Origin of the sequence: Bartonella massiliensis (genome assembly GCF_902150025.1) — a bacterium.
Classification (GTDB): domain Bacteria; phylum Pseudomonadota; class Alphaproteobacteria; order Rhizobiales; family Rhizobiaceae; genus Bartonella; species Bartonella massiliensis.
Genome location: NZ_CABFVS010000011.1, coordinates 119,012 through 144,563 on the forward strand (window position 1 = coordinate 119,012; position 25,552 = coordinate 144,563).

Sequence of the window (25,552 nt, forward strand, 5' to 3'; positions counted from 1 at the left end):
TTGTTGATGTGTTTGGCGCACAAACATTCTCTACGTCTTCATGTGTAAGCGTCTTTGCTGTTATAAGTTCCTTAAAGATATTAAATAGCTTCGCAATATGATAATTATTTTATGACTTCAAGAAATAAAAAAAGATTCTGGAAAATTAAAAAAATAAAAAGGCTGCAGAATAAATCGATGCAGCCTCTTAATTAAGAATGCAGCATTAGGGGGGGAGAATATGCACTGCATTCATTTGCTAGACATTAGGAGGAAAAATAACCTAGCACTCACGAATCTAATTAAAATAAGTATGAGAAACAATATATAAAAATGCATGGCTGATATGCATGAATTTTAAACCTTCAAGTTTCTTGAACTGTGTTTCGACGAAAGAAAATTGCCATGAAGATAGCGATAAAAATTAACGTCAAGATCAACACAATTGTGGAAGCAGAATCAGAACCGATAAATAAGCTGAGATAAATCCCTAAAAAACCAGAAAAAGCTGCAACAAATATAGCGATCATCAACATGAAAGAAAACCGTTTTGTGACAAGATAGGCAATTGCTCCTGGTGCTATTAATAAAGAAATAACGAGAACAATACCAACCGCTTTTAAAGCTGCAACAATCGTGAGAGAAATCATGGTTAAAAGAGTATAGTGGAGCAGTGATATTCGCAGTCCCATGGCACGGCCTTGAACTGAATCAAAAATATACAGCATAAAATCACGCCATTTTGCTCCTAGAATAAAAGTAACAATGACAGAAATGATCGCTGTCTGCGTAATATCAAGCCAATTAACGCCCAATAGATTACCGAATAGAATATGATTTAAATCTAGGCTACTATAGATAGATGTTGCCAAAACAAGTCCCAAACCAAACATCGATGAAAAAACAACACCCATTACTGTATCTTGTTTGATACGACTATTGCTTCCCAAAAAACCTGTTGTTAGTGCACAAACCATACCGGCAACAAAAGCGCCGCAAGTAATTAAAGTCATTGTAATATTCTCTGGACGCATATGCTGGAACCAAGCAAATGGCAAAGAAGTTAAAAATGCTATCACCCACGGTGTTGTCATATAACCAACAACAACACCTGGAAAAACAGCATGGGAAATGGCATCGCCTAACAGCGCCCATCCTTTTAAAATAAGAAAACAGGAAAGCATTGCCATTGGAATAGAAAGGATTGTAACAATAAGCATGCCTTTCAGCATAAAAGAAAACTGAAAAGGAAGTAGTAATTGATCAATCATGATAACATCACACCTTTTTTGGCTGCATTTATACGTAAACGCGCAGCAATATATCCGTGTTTAGGAGCAAAAATAAAAGCTAATATAAATAGAAATGCTTGAAAAAGCACGACAACACCACCTGTTTGCGCATTTAAAAAATAACTCACATAAACACCTAATACGCTTGTGAACGTTCCAATTATAACCGCAATAACCAAAACATTTACAAAACGATCACTTAAAAGATAAGCTGTTGCACCAGGTGTCACAACCAAACAAATGACCAAAAATGCTCCAACCGTTTGCATTGCAGCAACAGTACAAGCAGCAAGCAATGTGAAAAAGAGAATCTTTAAAAAGTTTACGTTCAATCCAATGGCATGGGCATGTGTTTCATCAAATAAAGAAACGAGGAGATCTTTCCATTTCAAAAGCAGTATAAATAAAGACAAAAAACCAATGAAAGCTAATTGTATAATATCTGATGAACTAACCGCTAAAATATTTCCTAAAACAATCGTATCAATATTAACAGCCATCGGTTTTAATGATTTAAGAAATAATCCAAAAGCAAAAAAGGAAGAAAAAATGAGACCAATAATGGTATCTTCTTTCAGTTTTGTCCGCTGATTAAAAAACAGCATTGCTGCTGCTGCGAGACCGCCAGAAAAAAAAGCGCCAAGTGAAAAAGGTAACCCTAAAAGGTAAGCTCCTGCCACACCAGGAACAATCGAATGAGACAGCGCATCACCAATCAATGACCAACCTTTTAACATTAAAAAAGCCGAAAGAAAGGCACAAACACACCCAACTAATCCAGAAACCCACATTGCATTCACCATATATTGATAGCTCAGTGGTTCAAGCAACCAAGAAATCATGCAACATGCTCCACTCTTTCAACATTATCACAAACTGTAGATTGTTTTCTTCCCATGAAAGCATCACTTTTTTTTGTGCTTTGAAGATTAAAAAGATGGTGATGCAAAGATCCTCCAAAAGTTTTCTCCAGATTTTCCTTTGTAAAGATTTTTTCTGTTAACCCAGAAGCTAAAACGGTTCCTTTTATTAAAACCGTGTGGTCACAAAATTCTGGAACAGAGCCTAAATTGTGAGTAGAGACCAAGATTACTGCTCCTTCTTTACGAAGATCTTGTAACAAAGCAATGATTTTATCTTCTGTGGTAACATCAACCCCTGTAAACGGCTCATCTAATAAAATAGCTTTTGCTTTTTGTGCTAGAGCACGCGCTAGAAAAACACGTTTTTTTTGTCCACCAGAAAGTTCTCCAATCTGGCGCTTTGCAAAAGGCAACATATCAACACGCTCTAAGGCAATACGGACAGCTTCATAATCTTGTGTACGGGCATAGCGAAAGAAATTCATATGACCGTACCGTCCCATCAAGACAACATCTTCAACCAGAACAGGAAAATTCCAATCCACATCTTCACTTTGAGGAACATAAGCAATAAGGTTTTTTTTCAAAGCCATATCAACAGGCAAATCAAATATGCGAATTTTTCCTTTTGAGGGGCGTACAAACCCCATAATCGTTTTAAACAATGTTGATTTACCAGATCCATTCACACCAACCAATGCCGTAATAGAACCTTTTGGGCTTTCAAAATTTACTTCGCGTAAAGCTGTATGTCCATTACGATAAGTTACTGTTACTCCTTCGGCAAATATTCCAGATTTCGTCATTGGCTTTTTACTCCCTCTAATAAGGCTTTGCTAATACGTCCACTTGTGACACGTAATAAATCAATATAAGTGGGAACCTCACCATTTTTCTCACTGAGAGAATCAACATAGAGAACACCACCGTATTTGGCTCCTGTTTCTCTTGCGACTTGTTTTGCAGGTGCGGGAGAAATTGTGCTTTCAGAAAAAATAACTTGAATATTATGTTTGCGAATCATATCAATAACATGCTTAACCTGCTGTGGTGTTCCTTGCTGGTCAGCATTAATGGGCCATAAATAGAGTTCTTTCAGATCAAAATCATGTGCTAAATAGCTGAAGGCACCTTCACTGGTCACAAGCCAACGCTTATCTTGAGGTACTGCTGCCAATTCCGACCTAATTGGATCAATCGTTGCACGAATCTTCTTTTTATAAATTTCAGCATTTTCTTTATAAATAGCAGCATGCTCAGGATCATATTTTACAAAAGCATCGCGTATATTATCAACATAAATTAAAGCGGCAGTTGGTGACATCCAAGCATGAGGATTTGGCTTACCGCTAAATGGGCCTTCACCAATTGTAATGGGTACAATGCCTTTTGAAACAACAACACTTGGAACATCCTTGATGTTTTGAAAAAACTTTTCAAACCAAAGCTCTAACTCTAATCCATTCCACAACACAAGGTTAGCTCCTTGCGCACGCATAAGATCGCGAGGGGTAGGTTGATATTCATGAATCTCAGCACCTGGTTTTGTGATCGATTCAACATCAGCAGCATCACCGGCTACATTTCGCGCCATATCAGCAATGATGGTGAATGTTGTAACAGCCTTAAATTTACCAGCACATACTGCTAAATTGGGAGTAAAAAAAATAAAACTGCCCAGAATTAGAGTAAAAATCTTTTTCATATTCATTAATTTTCTCTTTATTTTATTGCGAATGATTTGCATTATCATGTAGCAATAACAGTTATCTTTTGCATTTGCAATGAAGGATTTTTACAAAAATTAACTTTTCAAGTTTTTTAAAAACAATTCTTTCTCGCCTTGAAAATTCACCTTGAAAAAAAGTGTATAATTTTAAAGAAAAATTGCTTTGTTATTTCGCAAAACATTTTATAAAAACAGAGATATCTTTTTCATTTGTTGCTGGTAAGCTTATGTTTTATGGCACTTTTTGTCTCATAAAGCCTGTGTCTTTTTTTTGCTGATTAATCAACATCTAAGCCCGATGATAACATATAAATTTATAAGGAAACGTGTCGTTTTATTAACTTAAGGACCTGAATATCATAGAGTTTTCTCATTTTTATCCTCTTAGTTATGCAATGATTCTCTTTTACTGGTCTATTACAAGCAGAGTGAGCCTGTACACAAAAACGATAAAAGAGAATAAAAATCCTTCTTATGGCTTCTCGCAAATACAAGGGCTTGTAGCTACATGAAAGACAGAGAAGAGAGAATATAGTGGAGTCAACTTGCTCTTTTATTCAGCATAAAGAAGATGATGCACAATAAACTTTAATCATACTATTTCATGGGATGCTGTGGTGAAATAAACTTAGAAGCATTAAAATATGTTTCTTAAAACAAGCGCACATTTGGAAAAATATTATATTTAAAAGCCTTATAAGCAATTCTCGCTTTTATTTTCTAGAGTGAAGCAAAAATATTACAGTCTTGTTTGGGGTTGTACTTTGAACTGCAAACACAGTTTTTGGGAGAAAAAATAAGTATGCACAGTAAAAGCTATCTTCTGATTATCCGTCCTTTTTAATTTAGCTTTACGTAAAACGAATTTTGAAAGCCCAAAGGGTTTTAGGGTGGACTAGTGAAACTAATTGATCAGTTAAGTGATTTACAGTTATTATGCGATTTGTGCGATTTTCTATAGTATCTCGAGCTGTATTTTTAATTCATGGAATGCATATTTCTCCATATTTTTACTTTCATTTTCCAATGAAATCACATTCTTCACAAAAAACAGAATACTCAAAGATAGAGATTTATCATGTCATGCACGCAACTTTTTTAACACAACATCTTATATTCATTTCATGAGTGTGATCTATAAGGCACATACTTCAAAGGAGATGATATTTATTGGGCATTATCATTGACTTTACAAAATGCGGTACCGTTGTTTTACTTTTTTAATCCCAATGTTGCATGATCAATTCCTCATATTGCGATAGGCTTTGGCATTTGAAAGCCTTTATAAGAAGCATTTTGTCTCCTTTTTTATGGTTTTTAAACAACTGCGCCACTTTAAGGTACAAAAATAAATGATTGTGATTCATTTAAAGAGGATTTGAAAAATAAGTCTCATAATATTGGGGATTCTTATTTAAGATAAAAAATTATCGTTATAAATGAATGGATTGTCGTAAAACTTTCTTTTAAAAGAATTCCATAGACTTCAAGCCTTTAAAAAATAAAGGAGCACTCAAAAGTGCTCCTGTCTTTATAAAACGTCATTCGAAAAGACTTAACATTAACGACGAAGATAAGCGCCTGTCATTTTAGTGACATTTTCTATCACTTTTGCAGCAATTTCTTCTAGATCTTTATCTGTCAAAGTGCGTTCAATTGGTTGAATAGCAATTTCAATGGCAATAGATTTTTTATTTTCACCAAGGCTTTGATCTTCAAAAAGATCAAAAATCTGTACGGAATGAATAAGTTTTTTATCGGCCCCCTGAGCGGCACGAACAATAAGAGAAGAAGCAATTGTCTTATCAACGATAAATGCAAAATCACGCCGTACCATTTGAAAAGGCGATACTTTCAAAGGAGGACGGCTTTTCGTTGTTTTTTTCTTTGGCTCTGGAATTTGATCTATAAAAATTTCAAAGCCGCATAAAGGACCACTGATATCTAATTTTTCCAAGGTCGCTGGGTGCAGAACACCAAAAAAACCAAGAATAATTTTTGATCCAAGTTTTATGACTCCTGAACGACCTGGATGATACCAATCGGGCGCTCCAACTTCAATCTGCATTTTCCCAACATTTATATCACACGATTCTAAAACGGCTAAAGCATCTGCTTTGGCATCAAAAACATCAACGGTGGTTGCATTTCCATTCCAAAAACGCCCAGCCCCTTCAAATTTCTCTGTACCACGACGAATCCCACTCACAACACGTCGTTGTTTATCAGGGGTATTACCTTCATAAATGCTGGACACTTCAAATAAAGCAAGATCAGCAAAACCACGATCAGCATTTCTCTGCGCTGCCATAAGCAATCCAGGTAAAAGAGAAGGACGCATCACGGACATATCAGCGGCAATAGGATTGACCAATTTAAGCTCTGCTTGACCTCCCCCAAAAGAAAGAGCTTGATTTTCAGAAATAAAAGACCACGTTATCGCTTCTTTCATACCGCGATGTGCTAAAGCCAAACGCGCAGCGCGTGAACGAATTTGCGCGCATGTTAAAACTTGCTCTTTTCTTTCGACGAAGCTTTCCAAAGGAATAGGTTTAATTTTATCTAACCCATAAATCCTTATGACCTCTTCCACCAGATCGGCTTTACCCATAATATCAGGACGCCATGATGGTACTTTGACTGTAACGATCTCTCCCTTTCCTTCAACACAAAAGCCAAGCTTTTCTAAAATAGCAATGACTTGTTCGCGCTCTATTTGCAAATGTGTCAAACGTTTAATTTCAGAAAAAGGAAAAGCGATCTGTTTAGTTTCTTTTTGTTGATAGCCAACAATTTTTGCCTTGGATACTTCACCGCCACAAAGACGTAAGACCAATTCTGTTGCAATCTCAAGCCCTGGTTCCATAAAAGCCGGATCAACACCCCGTTCAAACCGATAACGTGCATCACTGATAAGCCCTAATGCTCTCCCTGTTTGTGCAATGCTTTTTGCATCCCAAAGCGCCGATTCAATGATAACGCGCCGTGTTGTTTCATCACAGCTTGTCCTTTCACCGCCCATGATACCGGCAATCGAAACCACACCCTCTTCGTCGGCAATGACACAATCTTGAATGTTCAAACGATAAATTTTTCCGTTCAATGCTTGAAGTTGTTCCCCTTCACGCGCACAACGAACAGAGAAATTGCCTTTAATTTTATCGGCATCAAAAACATGAAGCGGACGACCAAGGTCAAAACTTATATAATTTGTCATATCAACCAACGCATTAATCGGTCTTAAACCAATTGCATTCAAACGTTGTTGCATCCACTGTGGTGATGGGCCATTTTGAACATTGCATACCTCACGCCAAGCAAAGCCTAAACATAACGATGAATCTTGCGAAAAATCGAATGAAACATCGAGGGGGGTATCAAAGGAAGTTTCAAATTTTGGTAAAGACAATTCTTTTAATTGTCCGATTCCCGTGGCAGCAAGATCCCGTGCAATACCACGAACGCCTGTGCAATCAGCACGATTGGGGGTCAAACCAATATCAATGATCGGATCATCTAGACCAGCGTAAGCGGCAAATGAATCCCCAATAGGTGTATCTTCTGGAAGTTCAATAATCCCATCGTGTTCATTTGATAATTCAAGCTCTGCTTGCGAGCACATCATCCCAAAACTTTCAACGCCGCGGATTTTTCCTATAGATAATGTCACATCGAGTCCTGGAACATAGGTCCCTGGTAATGCAAGAACACCCACAAGACCTGCACGCGCATTTGGTGCTCCACAGACAATTTGTAGAGGTTTAGCAGTTCCTATATCGACTGATAAAATTTGGAGTTTATCTGCATCAGGATGTTTTATTGCTGTTAAAACTTTTGCAATCACAAAACCTTTTAAAGAAGAGCGATCATCAACGTGCTCAACCTCAAGACCGATAGCTGTTAGTTTCTCACAAATTTCATCCAAGGATGCATTTGTCTCTAGGTGATCTTTTAACCACGACAATGTAAATTTCATTTTAAAACCTCACATGAAAGCGATGACTAAAATCACACATTTTTATTAGAGAAAAAAGCAGGCATATCAAAGCAACGAAAGCCATAATGGTTTAACCAACGCAGATCAGCATCAAAAAAAGCTCGTAAATCAGGCATACCGTATTTTAACATAGCAATACGATCAATGCCCATTCCCCATGCAAAACCTTGATATTCATCGGGATCTAACCCAACATTTTTTAATACATTAGGATGTACCATTCCGCATCCTAAAATTTCCAACCAATCCTTTCCTTCTCCAAACTTTACTTCTGAACCAGAACGATCACATTGAATATCCACTTCCATAGATGGTTCGGTAAAAGGGAAAAAAGAGGGGCGAAAACGCATGTTTACAGAAGCGACTTCAAAAAATTCTTTACAAAAGGTTTCATGCAGCCACATCATATGCGCAATGGTGGAGGTTTTATCAATGACAAGACCTTCGACTTGATGAAACATGGGGGAATGCGTTGCATCCGAATCCATGCGGTAAGTTTTTCCAGGAATAATAATCCGTATTGGTGCTTTTTGTTTTTCCAGTGTACGAATTTGTACAGGTGATGTATGGGTGCGCAATAATTTGCGTTCTCCTATTTTATCAACATCAAAAAAGAAGGTATCATGCATTTCACGTGCTGGATGCCCTGCAGGAAAATTTAAGGCCGTAAAATTATAATAATCTGTTTCAATATCAGGTCCTTCTGCGAGAGAAAAACCCAACTTCGTATAAATGGCGATAATTTCCTCAATCACTTGTGAAATAGGATGAATACGTCCCCGTTCCATAGGAGAAGAGCGAACAGGCAAGGTAATATCAACCATTTCACGAGAAAGACGGGCATCTATTTCTTGTTTTTTTAGAAGATCACGCTTTTGTGCCCATAATTCTAAAATGCGATTTTTTAATCCATTAAGAATGGGGCCAACTTTTTGGCGTTCATCAGCCTCCATCTTTCCTAATGATTTTAACTTTTCAGAGATGCTACCTTTTTTACCTAATGCCGCAATACGCACTGTTTCAAGTGCCTGTTCATTCTCCGCTGCTTCTAAAGCTAAACAAATTTCTTGTTCCAGACGCTCAATATCGTTCATATTTTTGCCTATTTTTTAATAAAAGAAAACCCGCACTCGCAATAGCCAGCACGGGACCTCGAATAAATAAATGCTTTAAGAGAACACGACTGGCTTACTTGACAGCGCCTTCAAAAGCATTAGGTGTTGTATCTTTTAAATATTCTAAAGCTTTTTTTGCTGAAGCAATTAAAGCAGAAAATGCTTCTGCTTCGTGAATGGCTATATCTGAAAGAACCTTACGATCAACCTCAATACCGGCTTTTGATAAGCCATCAATAAAGCGTCCATAAGTGAGACCTTCTGCACGAACAGCTGCATTAATTCTTTGAATCCACAAAGCACGAAAAGTCCGTTTTCTATTTTTGCGATCACGATAAGCATACTGCTTTGAACGATCAACTGCTGCCTTAGCTGCACGAATGGTATTTTTACGACGACCGTAAAAACCTTCAGCTTGTTTTAAAACTTTTTTGTGCTTAGCGTGTGCTGTCACACCTCTTTTCACACGTGCCATATTATAATCTCCTCAAAATCAAAAGCGTAAGGTTTACATACCATTCGGCAAATAATGCTGAATGACTTTTTTAGCATCTTGTTCACACAAAACCATTGTTCCACGTGCATCGCGAATAAATTTATTCGAACGCTTAATCATACCGTGGCGCTTACCGGCAGCTGCTACTTTAACTTTGCCTGACGCAGTGATTTTAAACCGCTTTTTAGCGGATGATTTGGTCTTCATCTTGGGCATTTTGCTACTCCATACATCAATTGATCTAATCAAATATTTTATTTATTCAAGCGGACCAACGCTTGAATAAGCATTTAAACAGCCACGGCATGCCCTGCCGGGCGGTTCTTCAAGGATGCTTTCATAAGCTAGTATACACAAAATAGCAAGACCGTATTACAAAAAAATGGGTGCTCCATTGTCTTGAACTTCAAACAAAGGGGCCGGAATAGCATTTGTTTTGCTTGTGGCTTTACATAAATCGGCAATAATGCATTGCCTACATTGTGCTTTACGTGCTTGACAAATATAACGTCCATGTAAAATCAGCCAATGATGCGCATGACGAAGATAATGGGGCGGTATAATCTTTAATAATTTTTTCTCGACAATTTCTGGTGTTTTGCCAGGCGCTAAACCAAGACGATTGCTTAAGCGAAAAATATGCGTATCGACGGCTAATGTAGGCTGACCAAAAGCAACATTCAAAACAACATTAGCGGTTTTGCGCCCCACGCCTGGAAGGGCCATAAGTGCTTCACGCGTATTAGGGACTTGACCGCTATGTTGGTCAATTAAACAGCTGCAAAGCGCGTAAATATTGCGTGCTTTTGCACGCCAAAGACCAATTGAGCGGATATGGTATGCTATTTCTTCTTCTCCCAATGCAACCATTTTTTCCGGTTGATCAGCAAGATAAAAGAGTTCTTTTGTTGCTTTATTAACGCTTACATCTGTCGCTTGAGCTGAAAGAACAACAGCAACCAAAAGCGTAAAAACATTTGTATAGATAAGATCACTCTTAGGTGTCGGGCGTTGTACAGAAAAACGACGAAATATTTCTGCAATTTCATCCTTGTTATATAAACAACCAGATATATTTCGCACTTTTGACGAATTTATGTTACTTTGAGGCATTGAACTCTCTTAATCTTCTCTCTTGAAGTTATCATTCACGCTCGCCATATGATAAGAATGCAGCGAACACTTTAATATAGAGTTTGGTTAAGTACAGCCGCTTTAAAGAGGATACTCATGAATGATACATGTGACATCTTTCTCCAATCCTTTTCTTTTAGGATTTGAAACCGTAGAAAAAACATTGCAACGCATCGGTAAAGCTGATGAGGCTTACCCAGCCTATAATATTGAACGTTTACACAAGAACGATGATGCAAATCATATCCGGGTAACTTTGGCTGTTGCTGGATTTAAGGCTAATCACCTTAATATTTTACTCGATGATAATCAATTGGTTATTCATGGTAAACAAACTGACAATCAAAATCATCAATATTTATATCGCGGTATAGCTGCGCGACAATTCCAGCGGACCTTTGTTCTCGCGGAAGGAATGAATGTTACAAATGCCGAGTTGAAAAATGGTCTTTTATCAATTAATCTATATCAACCAAAGTTAAAAAAAGAAATAAAACAGATTCCAATTAAAGTCAGTCGTGGTGAGTCATAAAAGTTAAGGCGTAAAGGAACAGAGAAATGGGAGAACATAAACAAGGCTTATCGTTTCAGAACACGTCCTACTCTGATGCGGGACAGATTGCTTATTTAAAAAAGGTCTGTACAGATGATCTGGCTAAGAACTTTCCAGATCTTCCACCCATGACCCCAGGCATTACCATATGGGCTCTTTTCGGTGAAACAGGTTATCCTATCATTTTATCTGATGAGCGCTCTATTGCTCTTGCTGGAGCCAATGAGCATGAACTCCAAATTGTAACTCTGCACTAGATTACTTGACGAGAAAAAACGGGGCTTTTGTCAATTCTATCCGTTTTTTCTCAATTAAAGGGTATTGAGCCGTTTAGCGGTATTCTTGGATTTTTGCTTCCTTTTGTTGGTGAGGACACATGCGGTGTCTTGGTATTGTGTAGGGGGCTTAAAAGGATTGGCATTCTGTTGTAATGTGGCGTTATCGCTCAAATAACATATTGATGACTATTCATAATTAATTTTTTGCAACTGAAATTAAGAGTCTCAAAAATCGTGAGATTCTTTCATTTAAGGTGCTCTCGTATGGATTAATTAAAATGATTTGTTCGTTATAACGTGCAGGTAAAAAGTACTTGAAGAGAAGACAAGGAATAAAAATACCTTTTATAATTTGTCTTAGGTGCCGAGGGCTTTCGCAACATTGGGGATGAGTAAAGTGTATGATTTTGCCAATTTTTTTACATAAGTATAAAGTTGGTGGTGCTCTATAAGTTTTTTTATTTATAGGATCATATCCCTTACAGGCTTGGTGATGAAATGGGTTCCAGTCTAATTGGGGAAGAATATGAAGGCGTAAATGTAAAAATCAATTACAAGCCTTAGCATCATTCTTTAATTCAGCTTTACGACTTTCAAAAGTGTTTAGAGCAATGTCTTTTAAATAATGAAGATTGCGCATTGCCGCATGCTTTTTTTCATATTCTTCAATGAAGTTACGCCCTTCACGAAGAACAGAACGCCATTGATTTGCACATTCATGGGCTTGTTTTAAAGAGACATCTCTCAAAGCGCATACCACCTTCATTTCGCGGGCGGCGCTCATGAATAGTATAACGGTAAAGTCCCCTAGAATAATATAAAATCCAATGAGCTTTCCATCTTTACGCGTGATCAGGAGCAAGCCAGCACCATTACACACTTGTGCCAACCTTTAAGTGTTGCGGACCAACCCTTGAGCTTGTAAGACGGTTCATGAAAAGCTATTTTTAGTCCTTTCTTTAACAGTTTTTATCCATACGCCAGCCACGCTTTTGACGTGCAAGCAAGTGATTTTGATTGATTCAACATAAGAAAAGATTTAAAATGGGAAAATTTTACGTTATTCGAGTCTTTAATTCAAGTTGAATAACGCTATATTATCATTATAAATCAATAAGTTGTATCTTTCATATGAAAATCTGGAACAGTTCGTGTTGCACTGAATCGTTTTGATATTTATCTCAAGCGTTTAGTTGCGCTGGGATGAGATGTTGATTAACAAGTAATAGAAAAATAAAAGCTTTATGACTTTATGATGAAACTTATGCAAAACTTTTAATTTCGTGCTTCAAATGCTTCAGTACAAGGTATTTTTCTCTTTTGAAGATTAAAGCTCTTGTTTTTATAGTCAAGTTACAGCACAACAAGCAAAATGGAATTATTTGAGGGGAAAAAATAATGCCTTCTTACCGTTCAAGAATATCGACACACGGTCGTAATATGGCAGGAGCTCGCGGTCTTTGGCGTGCAACTGGGATGAAAGATACAGATTTTGGTAAACCCATTATTGCGATTGCAAATTCTTTTACACAATTTGTACCAGGGCATGTCCATTTAAAAGATCTTGGACAATTGGTTGCACAACAGATAGCCATTGCTGGTGGTGTTGCAAAAGAGTTTAACACCATTGCTGTCGATGATGGTATTGCGATGGGGCACGATGGAATGCTTTATTCTTTGCCTTCACGTGAAATTATTGCTGATTCTGTGGAGTATATGGTCAATGCCCATTGTGCGGATGCCCTTGTCTGTATTTCTAATTGTGACAAAATTACACCAGGAATGTTAATGGCGGCTTTACGATTGAATATTCCAACAATCTTTGTTTCAGGCGGTCCTATGGAAGCCGGTAAGATTAAATGGAAAGACCAAGATTTAAGGGTTGATTTGGTTGATGCCATGGTTGCAGCTGCTTCAGAACAGAATTCTGAAGAAGAAGTTGCTGAAATGGAGCGCACTGCTTGTCCTACATGTGGTTCTTGTTCAGGGATGTTTACGGCTAATTCCATGAATTGCTTAACAGAAGCCTTGGGGCTTTCGCTTCCGGGAAATGGATCAGTGCTAGCAACACATGCAGATCGACGGATGCTTTTTGAAGAAGCTGGAAAGCAGATTGTTGCATTGGTCAAGCGTTATTATGAAAAAGATGATGAAACAGTTTTGCCACGCTCTATTGCTTCACGCAAGGCTTTTGAAAATGCCATGACCGTTGATATTGCCATGGGAGGATCAACCAATACAGTACTGCACCTTTTAGCAGCGGCGCAAGAAGGTGAGGTGGATTTTACCATGACAGATATTGATCATCTTTCACGTCGTGTTCCTGTTTTATGCAAGGTTGCTCCTGCTGTTGCGAATATCCATATGGAAGATGTTCATCGCGCTGGTGGGATTATGGGGCTTTTAGGCGAATTGGCTGCGGCGGAACTTATCGATACATCAACCTATACGGTCCATGCAAAAACAATGAAAGAAGCTCTTGATCATTGGGATGTAAAACAAACCAATGAACCAGCAGTCCATGCATTTTATCGTGCTGCTCCAGGTGGTATTCCAACACAGATAGCTTTTAGTCAATCTTGTCGCTATGAGACTCTTGATCTTGATCGTGAAAAAGGTGTGATTCGCAACAGGGAGCATGCCTACTCACAAGATGGAGGATTGGCAGTTCTTTATGGAAATCTTGCCAAAGATGGCTGTATTGTAAAAACAGCAGGTGTTGATCAATCAATTTTGACCTTTAAAGGTCCGGCAAGAATTTTTGAAAGCCAAGATTCAGCGGTTTCGGCTATATTAACAGATAAGATTAAAACAGGTGAAATCGTTTTAATCCGTTATGAAGGTCCACGTGGAGGACCTGGAATGCAAGAAATGCTTTATCCAACAAGTTATCTCAAATCTAAAGGATTAGGTAAAGTTTGTGCACTTGTGACAGATGGACGTTTTTCAGGGGGAAGCTCAGGGCTCTCGATAGGACATATTTCGCCAGAAGCTGCTGAAGGAGGAGAAATTGCGTTGGTGGAAGAAGGGGATATCATAGAAATTGATATTCCAAACCGTAGTATTCATATGTTGGTTGATGACGGTGAGATGAAGCAGCGTCGTCTTAGGATGGAAGCAAAAGGAAAAGAGGCTTGGCAACCGGTTGAGAAACGTCAGCGCAAAGTTTCAAAGGCTCTCAAAGCCTATGCTGCAATGACGACATCTGCCGCAAAGGGTGCGATTCGCAATATTTAATGAGATAAAGGACGCATCTTATAAGAGAGAGTACTCTGTTTTTTTATATCTTTTGCATGATATCCTACGCAAATTATTCTATGCATTTGTAAGTTTGTCAGAATATTTCAAGCCATCGTGAGTATGATTAAAAAGCTATAAATACAATTTAAAAGCTGTTGCGAATTTTTGAGTAGCTATGAAAGACAGATACGATGGATATGGCGTTGATCACTTTTCACATCATATTCTAATTTTATACGAGATTGTGATCTCTTATTACGCGTATTTGTGAAAGATATTTATGGTACCGGTGATATTATTTTATTGTGCCATAAAACACCATTATTGAGGGTTATGATATAAAATAGCCTTCAAATATTTAAGTGTTTTTAATGTGTGTGGTGAATATTCTTAGACTTGTTTTTCAAGCTTTGTGTTAAGTGAATACCAAGAGTGGAAAGTTAAGACAGAAGCCACTCGAATCTGGACGCTTTACAAGCGGAAATCTTTGTTCGGTGAGGGCGAGAAGGATTTTAAAGGCTGTTTAGGAAAATAGAATGCAACTGTAGTATTATGCTTGCCTCTATGTTTTATGTGAAAACAGTAAAAGAGCTTTTTATCGTTGAGATAAACTAAATGTATGAATCAATATGTCGCGAGTTTATTTTGCAGAAACCGACAAGATTTCAATACAAGATAGCTTTGAGCTAAATCTGTTGCTATAGATAGTCTTGATCGTAAAGAAATATACTCCACTAAACATATTTATTGGTAGGATGAAGGGGACATGAAAAGTTTGCAAAAGGCAGTTGTTTTGTAAAACGGAAGATATTGATAAATTTTTACATAAAAAACAATAAGTTATCACAAATAAATATGGTGTGGAGTTTTTACATGAACTTTAGCTTAATCGAAAATTTTATAGAAAAGTCATAAAATACGGTAAGAGACCTGAATTATATAAAATTTTTATTTATAATGATGATCTAGCATTATTCATATCGAATTAAAGACCTGAATACCGTAGGATTTTCTCATTTTAAAGCTGTTGATCTTGAATCAATCAAAACCACTCGTTTGCACGTCACAAGCGGGATTAGCGTGTGGATAAATTTGTATAAGAAAGGAATAAAAACACCTCTTATGATTCGTCTCAAGCACTAAGGGTTGTCGTAAAACAGAACGCCATTGATTTGCTAATTCACGGGTTTGTTTTAAAGAGACATCTCTTAAAGCAGCCAAGTCCATTTCACGATGGCGCCCATGAATGGTATAACGGTAAAGCTTCCTTGGAATAATATAAAATCCATTGAGCACCACCATCTTTACGTTTGTGGAGTAACAAGCCGGTACCATCGCACTATTTGCCAGCCCGCAATGTTGCGACAGACCTTGCATTAAGACGATTCATAAGAGGCATTTTTACTCCTTTCTTTCCTCATTTTTACCCACACACTAGCCCTGCTTTTGACGTGCAAGCAAGTGACATTAATTGATTCAATATGAGATGGTTTGTGATGAGAAAATCTTACTATATTCGGAGTTATGATTCAAGTTAAAATCATGATTTATCATTATAAATCAATGCTTTGCCGTAATATTAGGGGTTGACAAATAGAATGATGATACCAATTTTCGAGATCTACCAAAAAAAAGAGTATATGAGTTCTTATGAAGAAAGCTTTTTAATAAAAAAGAACATCTCTTTTTTATAGGGGGGTGTTCTTTTCAAGCTGTTTGAGATGATAAATTGCTTCTAAAGCTTGCTTAGGGGAGAGTTCATCGGGATGAATATTTTTTAAAGCTTCGTAAAGGATATCATGTTTGTTTTTTTCTTCGTTGAGAGGAGAGGTTGCTTTAAGCGAAAAGAGCGGTAAATCATCAATGAGTTTATGCCCTTTTCCAGCCATTTCACCTTGTTCTAATTGATGAAGAACATCTGTTGCTCGTGTAATAACAGCTGGAGGAAGTCCAGCAAGCTTTGCAACTTGTACACCATAGGACCGGTCTGCGGCTCCGGGTGTGACTTCATGAAGAAAAACCACATCGCCATCCCAGTTTTTAACTTTCATGGTTACATTATGCAGTCTGTCAAGTTTTTCAGTCAGTGCTGTCATTTCATGAAAATGGGTAGCGAGAATAGCACGACAATGGTTAACTTCATGGAGATATTCAACGGCAGCCCAAGCAATAGAAAGTCCATCAAAGGTTGATGTTCCACGCCCTATTTCATCGAGAATAACGAGAGAATGTTTACTTGCATGATTGAGAATCGTTGCTGTTTCAACCATTTCCATCATAAAGGTTGAGCGCCCCCGTGCTAGGTCATCAGAAGCCCCGACACGACTAAACAGCCGATCAACAACGCCAATATGTGCTGAAGTTGCTGGAACAAAGGATCCCATTTGCGCCATAATAGCAATGAGCGCATTTTGCCGCAAAAAAGTTGATTTTCCTCCCATATTAGGTCCTGTCAAAAGCCAGATTGCGGCATATTGCTGATTTTCTTGCACAGAGAGATCGCAATTATTGGCAACAAAGGGTTCTGCTGCTTGTTTGTGGAGCGCTTGTTCAACAACAGGATGGCGTCCTGCGGTGATATGAAAGGTCAAGGAATGATCAATTTTAGGGCGGCAATATCCTTGTTCTTCAGCAAGATATGCTAAAGCGACAGAAACATCTAAAATAGCAAGTGCTTCAGCGGCTTTACGAATAAAATCAACTTGTTCGATAATTTCTTGAACAAGCGTATCAAAGATCTCCAGTTCAAGCGTCAATGCATGGTTGGCAGCATGGGCAATACGACTTTCAAGGTCAGCAAGCTCTGTTGTCGTAAAACGCATAGCGTTTGCCATTGTTTGCCGATGAATAAAGCGTGCTTTCACTTGTGGATCATTTGTAAGGGCAGATGCTTGTGTACTGGTGACTTCAATGAAATAGCCTAGAATATTATTATGCTTTATTTTAAGCGTTTTAATATCTGTTTCTTGGGCATATTGCGCTTGAAGTTCAGCAATGACACGGCGTGATTCATCTCGTAAAGCACGCATTTCATCAAGCTCTTGATGATATTGAGAGCGAATAAAGCCACCATCACGTTTAAGCAGTGGAAGATCATCGGCTAGTGCTTGTTCTAAATGGTGATGTAAAGCAACGGGTAGATTTGAAAACACTTGTTGTACATCACTTATTTCTTGAGGCAGGAGCTCATTATTAAGGAGCTGATGAATTTCACGAATGATGTCAAAGCCGCGCTGGATTGTTGCCATATCACGGGGACCTCCTCGTCCAAGAGCCAAACGTGAAACGGCGCGGGGCATATCTGGTCCCCCTTTTAAAGTGAGCTTTATCGCTTCTGAAAGAGAAGGGTTACGGAGAAAAAAATCGATAGAATCCAAACGCGTATCAATTGCTGAAGGGGTGGTAAGAGGGGCAATAAGGCGATCGATGAGAAGGCGTGATCCTCCTCCTGTTACAGTGCGATCAATAGCTTTTAGTAAACTTCCATCCCGTTGTCCTGATGTCGTTCGAATAAGCTCAAGGCTTAGTCTGGTTGCCGCATCAATAAAAAGGGTAGCACTTTCATTTTGGCGCTCCGGTTGCATGAGGGGAGGACGATGTGTGATTTGTGTTTTTTCGATATAACGAATAGCTGCTACAATTGCAGAGAGTTCACAGCGTGAATAATCGGCAACACCTTCAAGCGTTGAAAGTTTAAAATAAGAGCAAATATCGCGCTCAGCGGTGAGGGTATCAAAAAGACAAGCCGGTTGAGGCGAAACGATACGATCAAGAACATTAAAAAGCGGTTTGTGCGATTTATCATGAAAAAAGGAATCAGCAACAATAATTTCCTGTGGATCCACACGCATAATATCTGCTAAAAGTTTCTCTTGGCGACTTTCTGTTACACGAAATATGCCTGTTGAGATATCAATCCAAGAAAGAGCGAACTCTTCTCCATCGCTGGTTTTTATACGGGAAAGTGTCATCAAATAATTTGCGCGTGTTGGATCAAGGAGTTTTTCTTCTGTTATTGTTCCAGGGGTTACTAGGCGGACAACATCACGCCGAACAACAGATTTTGAGCCCCGTTTTTTTGCTTCCGCAGGATCTTCTGTTTGTTCACAAACAGCAACGCGATAACCACAAGAAATCAGTTTTTGTAAATAATCATCAGCAGCGTGAACGGGAACACCGCACATGGGAATATCTTGTCCTAAATGTTTTCCGCGTGCTGTGAGTGTGATTCCCAAGGCCTGAGCAGCTTCAATGGCATCATTAAAAAATAATTCGTAAAAATCCCCCATTCGGTAAAAAAGAAGAGAATCATGATGGACGGCTTTGATTTCTATGTATTGCTCCATCATAGGTGTAAGACGTTCTTGAGAGGAAGTAGAGAGGGAAGCAGGCTGTGGAATTAAATTATTTTTATGGTTGTTTTTTTTATCCATTTTTACGTGGCCTGTTTCCTTGCAGTGAAGCTTTTACTATTTTTTGTTTACTTCAATATTTATTTATCTCTAAATTGAAACGCATCATTAGATTTGCTAAGGCAAAGAATAACGATTTCTAATATATGAATCAAATTTAAAAATTGAGTGATTATACGCATTATCAAGCAAAATTTACACTGTTTTTGGAGAAAATAAAGTGAGATGAAAAAGAGCGAGCAGGATCATAAAATGTCTCAAACCGTTTACAGTGCGAGCGAACGAGAGGCTCTTGATTTTCATAGTCGTGGTCGACCAGGAAAGCTTGAAATTGTTGCAACAAAGTCTATGGCAACACAGCATGATTTAGCCTTGGCTTACTCACCAGGTGTCGCGGTTCCAGTGAAGGCAATTGCTCAAAATCCAGCGCTGGCTTATGATTATACAGCAAAAGGCAATCTTGTTGCTGTCATTTCAAATGGTACAGCTATCTTAGGGTTAGGAAATTTAGGTGCACTTGCCTCTAAGCCAGTTATGGAAGGCAAAGCAGTGCTGTTTAAGCGTTTTGCGGATATTGATTCGATTGATTTAGAAATTGATATAAAAGATACAGAGAGTTTTATCAATTTGGTGCGTCATTTAGAACCTTCTTTTGGTGGAATCAATCTTGAAGACATTAAGGCGCCTGAATGTTTTATGATTGAAAGTCGCCTGCGGGAGGTGATGAATATTCCTGTTTTTCACGATGATCAACACGGTACAGCTATCATTGTGGCAGCTGGTGTTCTCAATGCTTTGACGTTAACAGGACGCGATATGCAAAATACGCGGTTAGTCTGTAATGGTGCTGGTTCTGCAGGGATTGCTTGTATTGAACTGATTAAAGCGATGGGCTTTCGTTCTGAAAATATCATATTATGTGACACAAAAGGTGTGGTCTATGAAGGTCGCAAAGAGGGAATGAATCAGTGGAAGTCTGCGCATGCTGTTCGAACGGATAAACGTACGCTTCTGGAAGCAATGGAAGGGGCAGATATATTTTTCGGGGTTTCTGCTAAAGGGGCATTAACTCCTGAAATGGTAAAATCCATGGCTCCGCAGCCAATTATTTTTGCTATGGCCAACCCCGATCCAGAAATTACGCCGGAAGAGGTTATGCAAGTGCGTCAGGATGCCATTGTCGCAACAGGTCGTTCCGATTATCCAAATCAGATTAATAATGTTCTCTGTTTTCCTTATATATTTCGTGGTGCGCTTGATGCGCGTGCAACGGTTATTAATGAAGACATGAAAATTGCTGCGGCAAGGGCCATTGCCAATTTAGCGCATGAGGAAGTTCCTGACAGCGTTGCAGAAGCTTATCGCGGAAAGCGATTAAAATTTGGTCCTAATTATATTATCCCTGTTCCTTTTGATCCGCGTTTATTTACGGTTGTTTCAATAGCGGTAGCAAAAGCTGCAATGGAAAGTGGTGTCGCGCAAAAGAACATAGATGATTTAGAGGCTTATGAGCGCGATTTGAATGCGAGACGTGATCCTATTTCTTCGATGATGCGAGGGGTTTATAACCATGTTCGTCAAGCGCCAAAACAAATTGTCTTTGCAGAAGGTGAAGAAGAGCAAGTCATGCGGGCTGCTGTTTCCTATGTTCATCAAAAATTGGGACAAGTGATTTTGGTTGGTCGTGAAGAGCAAGTAAGAGAAACGGCTGCTGTTGCTGGTATTGATCTGGAGCGTGAAGGTATTTCTATCATGAATGCTAAGCTTTCTTGTCGTACAGATGCTTATGCGAATTATCTTTATAAAAAGATGCAGCGTCAAGGCTGGTTGTTGCGTGATTGTCATCGTCGTATCAATAATGATCGAAATTATTTTGCTGCGTGTATGGTTGCACTAGGAGATGCGGATGCAATGGTTACAGGGGTGACACGCAATTATGAAACAGCACTAGTTGATATACGTCGGGCAATTGATGAAAAACCAAAAGAACGATTGATTGGTATTTCAATGGCTATTTGCCGTGGCCGAACTGTGTTTATTGCAGATACTGCTGTTTATGAAAATCCTAATTCGGAAGAACTTGCGGATATAGCGGAACAAACCGCTTCGTTTGTGCGTGGATTTGGATATCAGCCAAGGGTTGCATTTCTAGCATTTTCTACCTTTGGTTATCTGAAAGGGAAAGTTACACAGCAAATTCAGGATGCGATTAATATTTTGCATAAACGTAAAGTTGATTTTGAGTTTGATGGAGAAATAAGTGCTGATGTGGCACTTAATTCCAAATTGATGCAGCAATATCCATTTATGGGATTAACAGAGCCCGCTAATATTTTGGTCATGCCTGGATATCACGCATCTTCTATTGCAAGCAAAATGTTACAAGAACTTGGTGACGCAACCATCATTGGTCCTATTTTAATTGGATTGGAAAAATCTGTCCAAATTGTACCGTTTAGTGGAAACGATACCGATGTTGTCAATATTGCAATGCTTGCAGCTTATCATGCGGCAAAAGTCATATAAAAAAAGCCCCATAAAACAATATATTAAGGGGCTTTATGATAGAAAAAGAATAAATTTTTAAGAGGGCTGTATTTGACTGTCTTTTTGTTCTTCAGCAAGACGCTTTTGAAAGAGGGCTGCAAAATCAATAGGATCAATCCATAAAGGTGGAAAACCACCATTTTGAGTAGCATTCGATATAATTTGGCGAGCAAATGGGAATAAAAGACGGGGACATTCAATAAAGACCAGTGGCATAACATGTTCTTGTGGAATGTTTTTAAGGTGGAAAACACCACCGTAAATCAGCTCTACATGAAATAAGGTTTCAGCGTCATCATTGGCTTTGACGGAGAGAGACAAAACAACATCATAATTATCATCACCAATGGGGTTAGCATTGACATTAATATTGATATCAATTTGTGGGGATTTTTCACGTGCACGCAATGAATGAGGAGCACCTGGGTTCTCGAATGAGAAATCTTTTAAATATTGAGTTAATACAGCAAAAACCGGCTCTACACTATTGTTGTTCATTTCACCTTCAGCCATACGACGAACCTCTCTCATTATAGTATATATGTTTTTATTTTAGCTCTAAAGATCGGATTGGTTACCACGCCTTACAAAAGGTTGCAAGGAATGCCCTCTTTTTATCTTGAATATTTTTTTAGTCCATGACAGCTTTTTAAGCATTTTAATGATTATCATCATTTTTGCGCCATGGGGATTCTGTTGTATCATGAATTTTGTAATCTTCTGCGTTAAGATCAATTATTTTTTCAGAGTCATTTGTTCTTTTCATGTTGGGATTCATTTTGTTTTTTAGTGATGAAAAGAAATGCCAAGCAATTGATCGAATTGGTTTAATAAGAAGTAATATTCCCAAGAGATCACTTACAAATCCAGGAAGTATAAGCAAAATCGCACTAAACATGATGAAAGCATCATGAATAATATTATTTTCTAATGTCCGGCCTTGGATAATTTCATTTTGTATGTTTTTTAAAAGGCTAATCCCTTGAATTCGCAATAAAACAACCCCAACTATGGTTGTGAGAATAACCAAACTCAAAGTTGCCAAAACACCAATTTCTTGACCAACAAGGATAAAACCAGCGATCTCAATTAAAAGGCTACAGAGAAAAACAACGACAAAAAAACGAGGTTTTATAGAATAAAGTTTTATCACATGAAAATTTCCTTCTGGATGAGGTGGGAAGAAACTCTTAAAAGAACTCCTTTAAAATCTATAAAAATATTTGAATGGTAGGATTCCTTATTTTACATATTTATTGATAAATGGTATTGACTGCAATGTTTATTACAGACTTAAAGCTTGGAGATTGACAGCGCCCATGGAATTTGACGTTATACTTGTCATCGCTCTTGTTGTTATGGTTGTTATTTTTGTGCAACTCCGTAGTGTATTAGGGAAACGAATTGGGTTTGAAAAGCCTCCCTTTGATCCTTATTCACGTCGTTCTAAAAAACAAGCTGCGGCAGAAACGGCTGATAATATTGTTTCGTTCCCTCATCAGAAAAATTCACAAAAAGGTGATTTTAGTGAAATTGATAAAATTGCACCGGAGGGAAGTGTTTTGAATGGAGATTTGCGGGCGCTATGTAAAATTGATCCTCATTTTTCTCCTCAATCTTTTATAAAAGGTGCACAAATTGCTTATGAAATGATTGTAACAGCTTTTGCTAAAGGTGATCGCAATCAACTTAAAAGCTTACTTTGTCAAGATGTTTTTGAGAGCTTTTGTACTGCTATTGAGCAACGAGAAAAAAATAAAGAAACAATAGAGTTTACTTTTGTTGGGGTTAATAAAATCGAGTTTGTTGCGGCGGCAATGCAAGAAAAGAACGAACTTTTAACGATACGTATTGTTAGTGAGATGATTTCTGTTACTTATAATGAACAGGGTGAGCGTATAGACGGTGATCCCGATGCTATTGTAGAAATTAGGGATATTTGGACGTTTGTCCGCGATAGCCAGTCGCTGGATCCAAACTGGAAGCTTTTTGCCACAGAAGATGAAAATTAAAGTACTTTTTTCTTCCATAAGTACGCAATGATTTATGAGAAATTGAAATGTCCTCAAGTGAATGGAGACAAAAAAGGGATTTATTGACTTCACAAGATCGCCTTTTATGGGAGATGGTTTGTCGTACGACAAAACCTCTTCATGGTAAGATATCTCCTTCTATTTCAGAAGATATTGTAAAGACTAATGATAAAAAACATTGCACAATTCAAAACCCTTTAACTTTTCAGGAAAATCAACAAGGTTCAACAATTATTAAAAAACAAAAGAGAGCCGTTACACAAGCGCATAAGATTCATTTTTTTGATCATGTTGCACATCGTAAAATTTCTCAAGGTCGTTATCCTCTTGAAGCGCATCTTGATCTTCACGGTTATATGCAGGAAGAAGCTTATTTTTTCTTAAAAAATTTTTTACAATCCTCTCAGCAGAATGGATTGCGCTATGTCCTTGTGATTACAGGAAAGGGCCGTTCCGTTGGGAGTGAAGGAGCTTTGTATAGATTTGTTCCATATTGGTTATCAACACCAGCTTTTCGATATTATGTTCATGCATTTGAGCAAGCTGCACGTCATCATGGCGGTGAAGGCGCGCTTTATGTTTGGTTGCGCCGTTTTCATGGCGGGAAAAGGAATGTGACGTTATTGTAATTATCAAGTTTAATATTGATTTCAAAAGATTTTGTCTATTATAGACGATAGAAGAGATACGCTAACCTATTGATTTGTAATTATAATTTATTCTTATCTCTTGCGTAAAAGCCTTAAATAAATATTTCCTTATTTTTTTATTTTTTACGGTTTAAAGACGTTGCACCGCCCATGAAAAATAGAAAGTTTCAAGTCGAATACTTTTGAAAGAGGGTGGGGTGTTCAATTACATTCATTGCTTTTGATGAGAAAGGCATGCAAAATTTTTTTGTAGTATCATGGCGCTCTTTCATATTCTAGAGTTGGGGATTGTTTATATATTTCCATCAATCTGATTTTTAGGAATATGACGTATAGGATTTTTACGAACGCTTGTCAGAATAAGTAAATGTAAAGTCCGATATGTCATGTTGGTATGTCGCAAAGTTTTTTATAAAAAGCGATCCCTTTTTTCCGATTTATCGTTGGTAAATTTTATACTTTATGACGTTGTTTTCTTAAGAGAGTTTTTGCTTTTGTCGGTTCTTATAAATCAACATTTAAACCTAATGCAGCCGCATGTTTGAAACAAATATTAAGGTGGTTCATTGCTCTACAATCTGTATCATCTTTTGTATGCAAAATAGGGTAAGCGTATTTTTTTGGGTAATCTCTGAAATAGGAAAACAGCCTCATTGGAGAAGAATATAAAGTTTTAAAGGTGTTCTCCAGTTTGGTCATTTCCTTTCAATTTGACTTTACGGTTTTCAAAAGTATCTACAGCACTATCTTTTAAATAATAGAGATTACGCATTGCTTCACGCTTTTATTTATCGCGTGTTTTTTTTGGGGACCACGACCTTCATCTAAAATAAAATGCCATTGGTTTACTAATTCACGGGCTTATTTTTTAATATCTCTCAATATTCGTCACACCTGTTTTGTGACGGCTTTCATGAAGGGGCTAACGATAAATCTTTAAGAACCTCGTTCTTTAAGTTTAAAGAGCAGGATGGGTACTATCTACTTACTCGAAATGTTGCGACAATCCTTGAAGTTCTTGGCACTTAAAAAGGGGGATAAGAGGCATTTTTAGTCTTTGCTTATACAGTTTTTATCCACATGGTCCACCCGCTTGTGGTGTGCAAGCAAATAGTTTTGATTGATTCAAAATAAACAGATTTGAAATGAGAGAATCTTACGATATTCGGAATTCTAATATAATATGAATGACGCTAAACGATCTTTATAAACCAATAAGTTGTTATATCTAACT

The 25,552-nt window shown here is 37.9% G+C and carries 18 protein-coding genes and 2 pseudogenes; 6 read left to right on the plus strand and 14 right to left on the minus strand.

Annotation, left to right across the window (positions count from 1 at the left end):
• Positions 1 to 344: 344 nt before the first annotated feature.
• From FNZ60_RS02890 to nth, 9 genes are all read right to left on the minus strand, one after another.
• Complete coding sequence (locus tag FNZ60_RS02890) at positions 345 to 1,250, minus strand: metal ABC transporter permease (protein WP_142416216.1); 906 nt, start codon at positions 1,248 to 1,250, stop codon at positions 345 to 347.
• A complete protein-coding gene (locus FNZ60_RS02895; protein WP_142416217.1) occupies positions 1,247 to 2,113 on the minus strand; it encodes a metal ABC transporter permease in 867 nt (288 codons plus the stop codon). Before FNZ60_RS02895 ends, FNZ60_RS02890 begins: the two co-directional genes overlap by 4 nt.
• Positions 2,110 to 2,940, minus strand: a complete 831-nt coding sequence (locus FNZ60_RS02900) for a manganese/iron ABC transporter ATP-binding protein (RefSeq protein ID WP_142416218.1) — start codon at positions 2,938 to 2,940, stop codon at positions 2,110 to 2,112. The genes FNZ60_RS02895 and FNZ60_RS02900 overlap by 4 nt, the downstream gene beginning before the upstream one ends.
• Entirely contained in the window at positions 2,937 to 3,845 is a 909-nt protein-coding gene (locus tag FNZ60_RS02905) for a metal ABC transporter substrate-binding protein (protein WP_142416219.1), read from the minus strand. The genes FNZ60_RS02900 and FNZ60_RS02905 overlap by 4 nt, the downstream gene beginning before the upstream one ends.
• Before the next feature lie 1,579 nt (positions 3,846 to 5,424).
• Positions 5,425 to 7,839: a phenylalanine--tRNA ligase subunit beta gene (pheT, locus tag FNZ60_RS02910; protein WP_142416220.1), complete on the minus strand. Its 2,415-nt coding sequence runs from the start codon at positions 7,837 to 7,839 to the stop codon at positions 5,425 to 5,427.
• 32 nt (positions 7,840 to 7,871) lie between these two features.
• Positions 7,872 to 8,954, minus strand: coding sequence for a phenylalanine--tRNA ligase subunit alpha (pheS, locus tag FNZ60_RS02915; protein ID WP_142416221.1), 1,083 nt, complete (start codon positions 8,952 to 8,954; stop codon positions 7,872 to 7,874).
• Between the two features lie 94 nt (positions 8,955 to 9,048).
• Entirely contained in the window at positions 9,049 to 9,450 is a 402-nt protein-coding gene (gene rplT, locus FNZ60_RS02920; RefSeq protein WP_142416222.1) for a 50S ribosomal protein L20, read from the minus strand.
• 33 nt (positions 9,451 to 9,483) lie between these two features.
• Positions 9,484 to 9,687: a 50S ribosomal protein L35 gene (gene rpmI, locus FNZ60_RS02925; protein ID WP_142416223.1), complete on the minus strand. Its 204-nt coding sequence runs from the start codon at positions 9,685 to 9,687 to the stop codon at positions 9,484 to 9,486.
• A 156-nt stretch (positions 9,688 to 9,843) separates the two neighbouring features.
• Positions 9,844 to 10,584, minus strand: a complete 741-nt coding sequence (gene nth / locus FNZ60_RS02930) for an endonuclease III (RefSeq protein WP_142416224.1) — start codon at positions 10,582 to 10,584, stop codon at positions 9,844 to 9,846.
• 121 nt (positions 10,585 to 10,705) lie between these two features.
• On the opposite strand from nth, the gene FNZ60_RS02935 reads away from it, so the two are divergent.
• Together FNZ60_RS02935 and FNZ60_RS02940 are read left to right on the plus strand one after the other, a co-directional pair.
• Positions 10,706 to 11,137 (plus strand): Hsp20 family protein, encoded by a 432-nt coding sequence (locus tag FNZ60_RS02935; protein WP_142416225.1) that lies wholly within the window; start codon positions 10,706 to 10,708, stop codon positions 11,135 to 11,137.
• A gap of 26 nt (positions 11,138 to 11,163) precedes the next feature.
• Positions 11,164 to 11,415, plus strand: a complete 252-nt coding sequence (locus tag FNZ60_RS02940; RefSeq protein ID WP_142416226.1) for a BQ00720 family protein — start codon at positions 11,164 to 11,166, stop codon at positions 11,413 to 11,415.
• Between the two features lie 571 nt (positions 11,416 to 11,986).
• Here FNZ60_RS02940 and FNZ60_RS02945 read toward each other — a convergent pair.
• Positions 11,987 to 12,310 (minus strand): annotated as a pseudogene (locus FNZ60_RS02945) (integrase arm-type DNA-binding domain-containing protein); the annotation flags it as partial.
• A gap of 524 nt (positions 12,311 to 12,834) precedes the next feature.
• On the opposite strand from FNZ60_RS02945, the gene ilvD reads away from it, so the two are divergent.
• Positions 12,835 to 14,673, plus strand: coding sequence for a dihydroxy-acid dehydratase (gene ilvD / locus FNZ60_RS02950; RefSeq protein WP_142416227.1), 1,839 nt, complete (start codon positions 12,835 to 12,837; stop codon positions 14,671 to 14,673).
• 1,149 nt (positions 14,674 to 15,822) lie between these two features.
• On the opposite strand, the pseudogene FNZ60_RS09660 reads toward ilvD, so the two are convergent.
• Both FNZ60_RS09660 and mutS read right to left on the minus strand, forming a co-directional pair.
• Positions 15,823 to 16,075: pseudogene (locus tag FNZ60_RS09660) on the minus strand (Arm DNA-binding domain-containing protein); the annotation flags it as partial.
• A 289-nt stretch (positions 16,076 to 16,364) separates the two neighbouring features.
• Positions 16,365 to 19,109 carry a DNA mismatch repair protein MutS gene (mutS, locus tag FNZ60_RS02960; protein WP_142416229.1) on the minus strand — a complete coding sequence of 915 codons (2,745 nt, stop codon included), beginning with the start codon at positions 19,107 to 19,109 and terminating at the stop codon, positions 16,365 to 16,367.
• A gap of 204 nt (positions 19,110 to 19,313) precedes the next feature.
• On the opposite strand from mutS, the gene FNZ60_RS02965 reads away from it, so the two are divergent.
• Positions 19,314 to 21,614: an NADP-dependent malic enzyme gene (locus tag FNZ60_RS02965; protein ID WP_142416230.1), complete on the plus strand. Its 2,301-nt coding sequence runs from the start codon at positions 19,314 to 19,316 to the stop codon at positions 21,612 to 21,614.
• A gap of 57 nt (positions 21,615 to 21,671) precedes the next feature.
• Here the strand turns inward: FNZ60_RS02965 and secB are convergent, their stop codons facing one another.
• Together secB and FNZ60_RS02975 are read right to left on the minus strand one after the other, a co-directional pair.
• On the minus strand, positions 21,672 to 22,148 hold the full coding sequence (secB, locus tag FNZ60_RS02970; protein WP_142416231.1) for a protein-export chaperone SecB: 477 nt from the start codon (positions 22,146 to 22,148) through the stop codon (positions 21,672 to 21,674).
• A gap of 145 nt (positions 22,149 to 22,293) precedes the next feature.
• The gene (locus tag FNZ60_RS02975) at positions 22,294 to 22,788 is read right to left on the minus strand and encodes an FxsA family protein (RefSeq protein ID WP_142416232.1); all 495 of its coding nucleotides are present in this window, start codon (positions 22,786 to 22,788) and stop codon (positions 22,294 to 22,296) included.
• A gap of 166 nt (positions 22,789 to 22,954) precedes the next feature.
• Between FNZ60_RS02975 and FNZ60_RS02980 the strand changes: the two genes are divergently transcribed.
• Together FNZ60_RS02980 and FNZ60_RS02985 are read left to right on the plus strand one after the other, a co-directional pair.
• The gene (locus tag FNZ60_RS02980) at positions 22,955 to 23,647 is read left to right on the plus strand and encodes a Tim44/TimA family putative adaptor protein (protein ID WP_142416233.1); all 693 of its coding nucleotides are present in this window, start codon (positions 22,955 to 22,957) and stop codon (positions 23,645 to 23,647) included.
• Positions 23,648 to 23,694: 47 nt separating this feature from the next.
• Complete coding sequence (locus tag FNZ60_RS02985; protein WP_142416234.1) at positions 23,695 to 24,297, plus strand: Smr/MutS family protein; 603 nt, start codon at positions 23,695 to 23,697, stop codon at positions 24,295 to 24,297.
• The last annotated feature ends 1,255 nt before the right edge of the window (positions 24,298 to 25,552 follow it).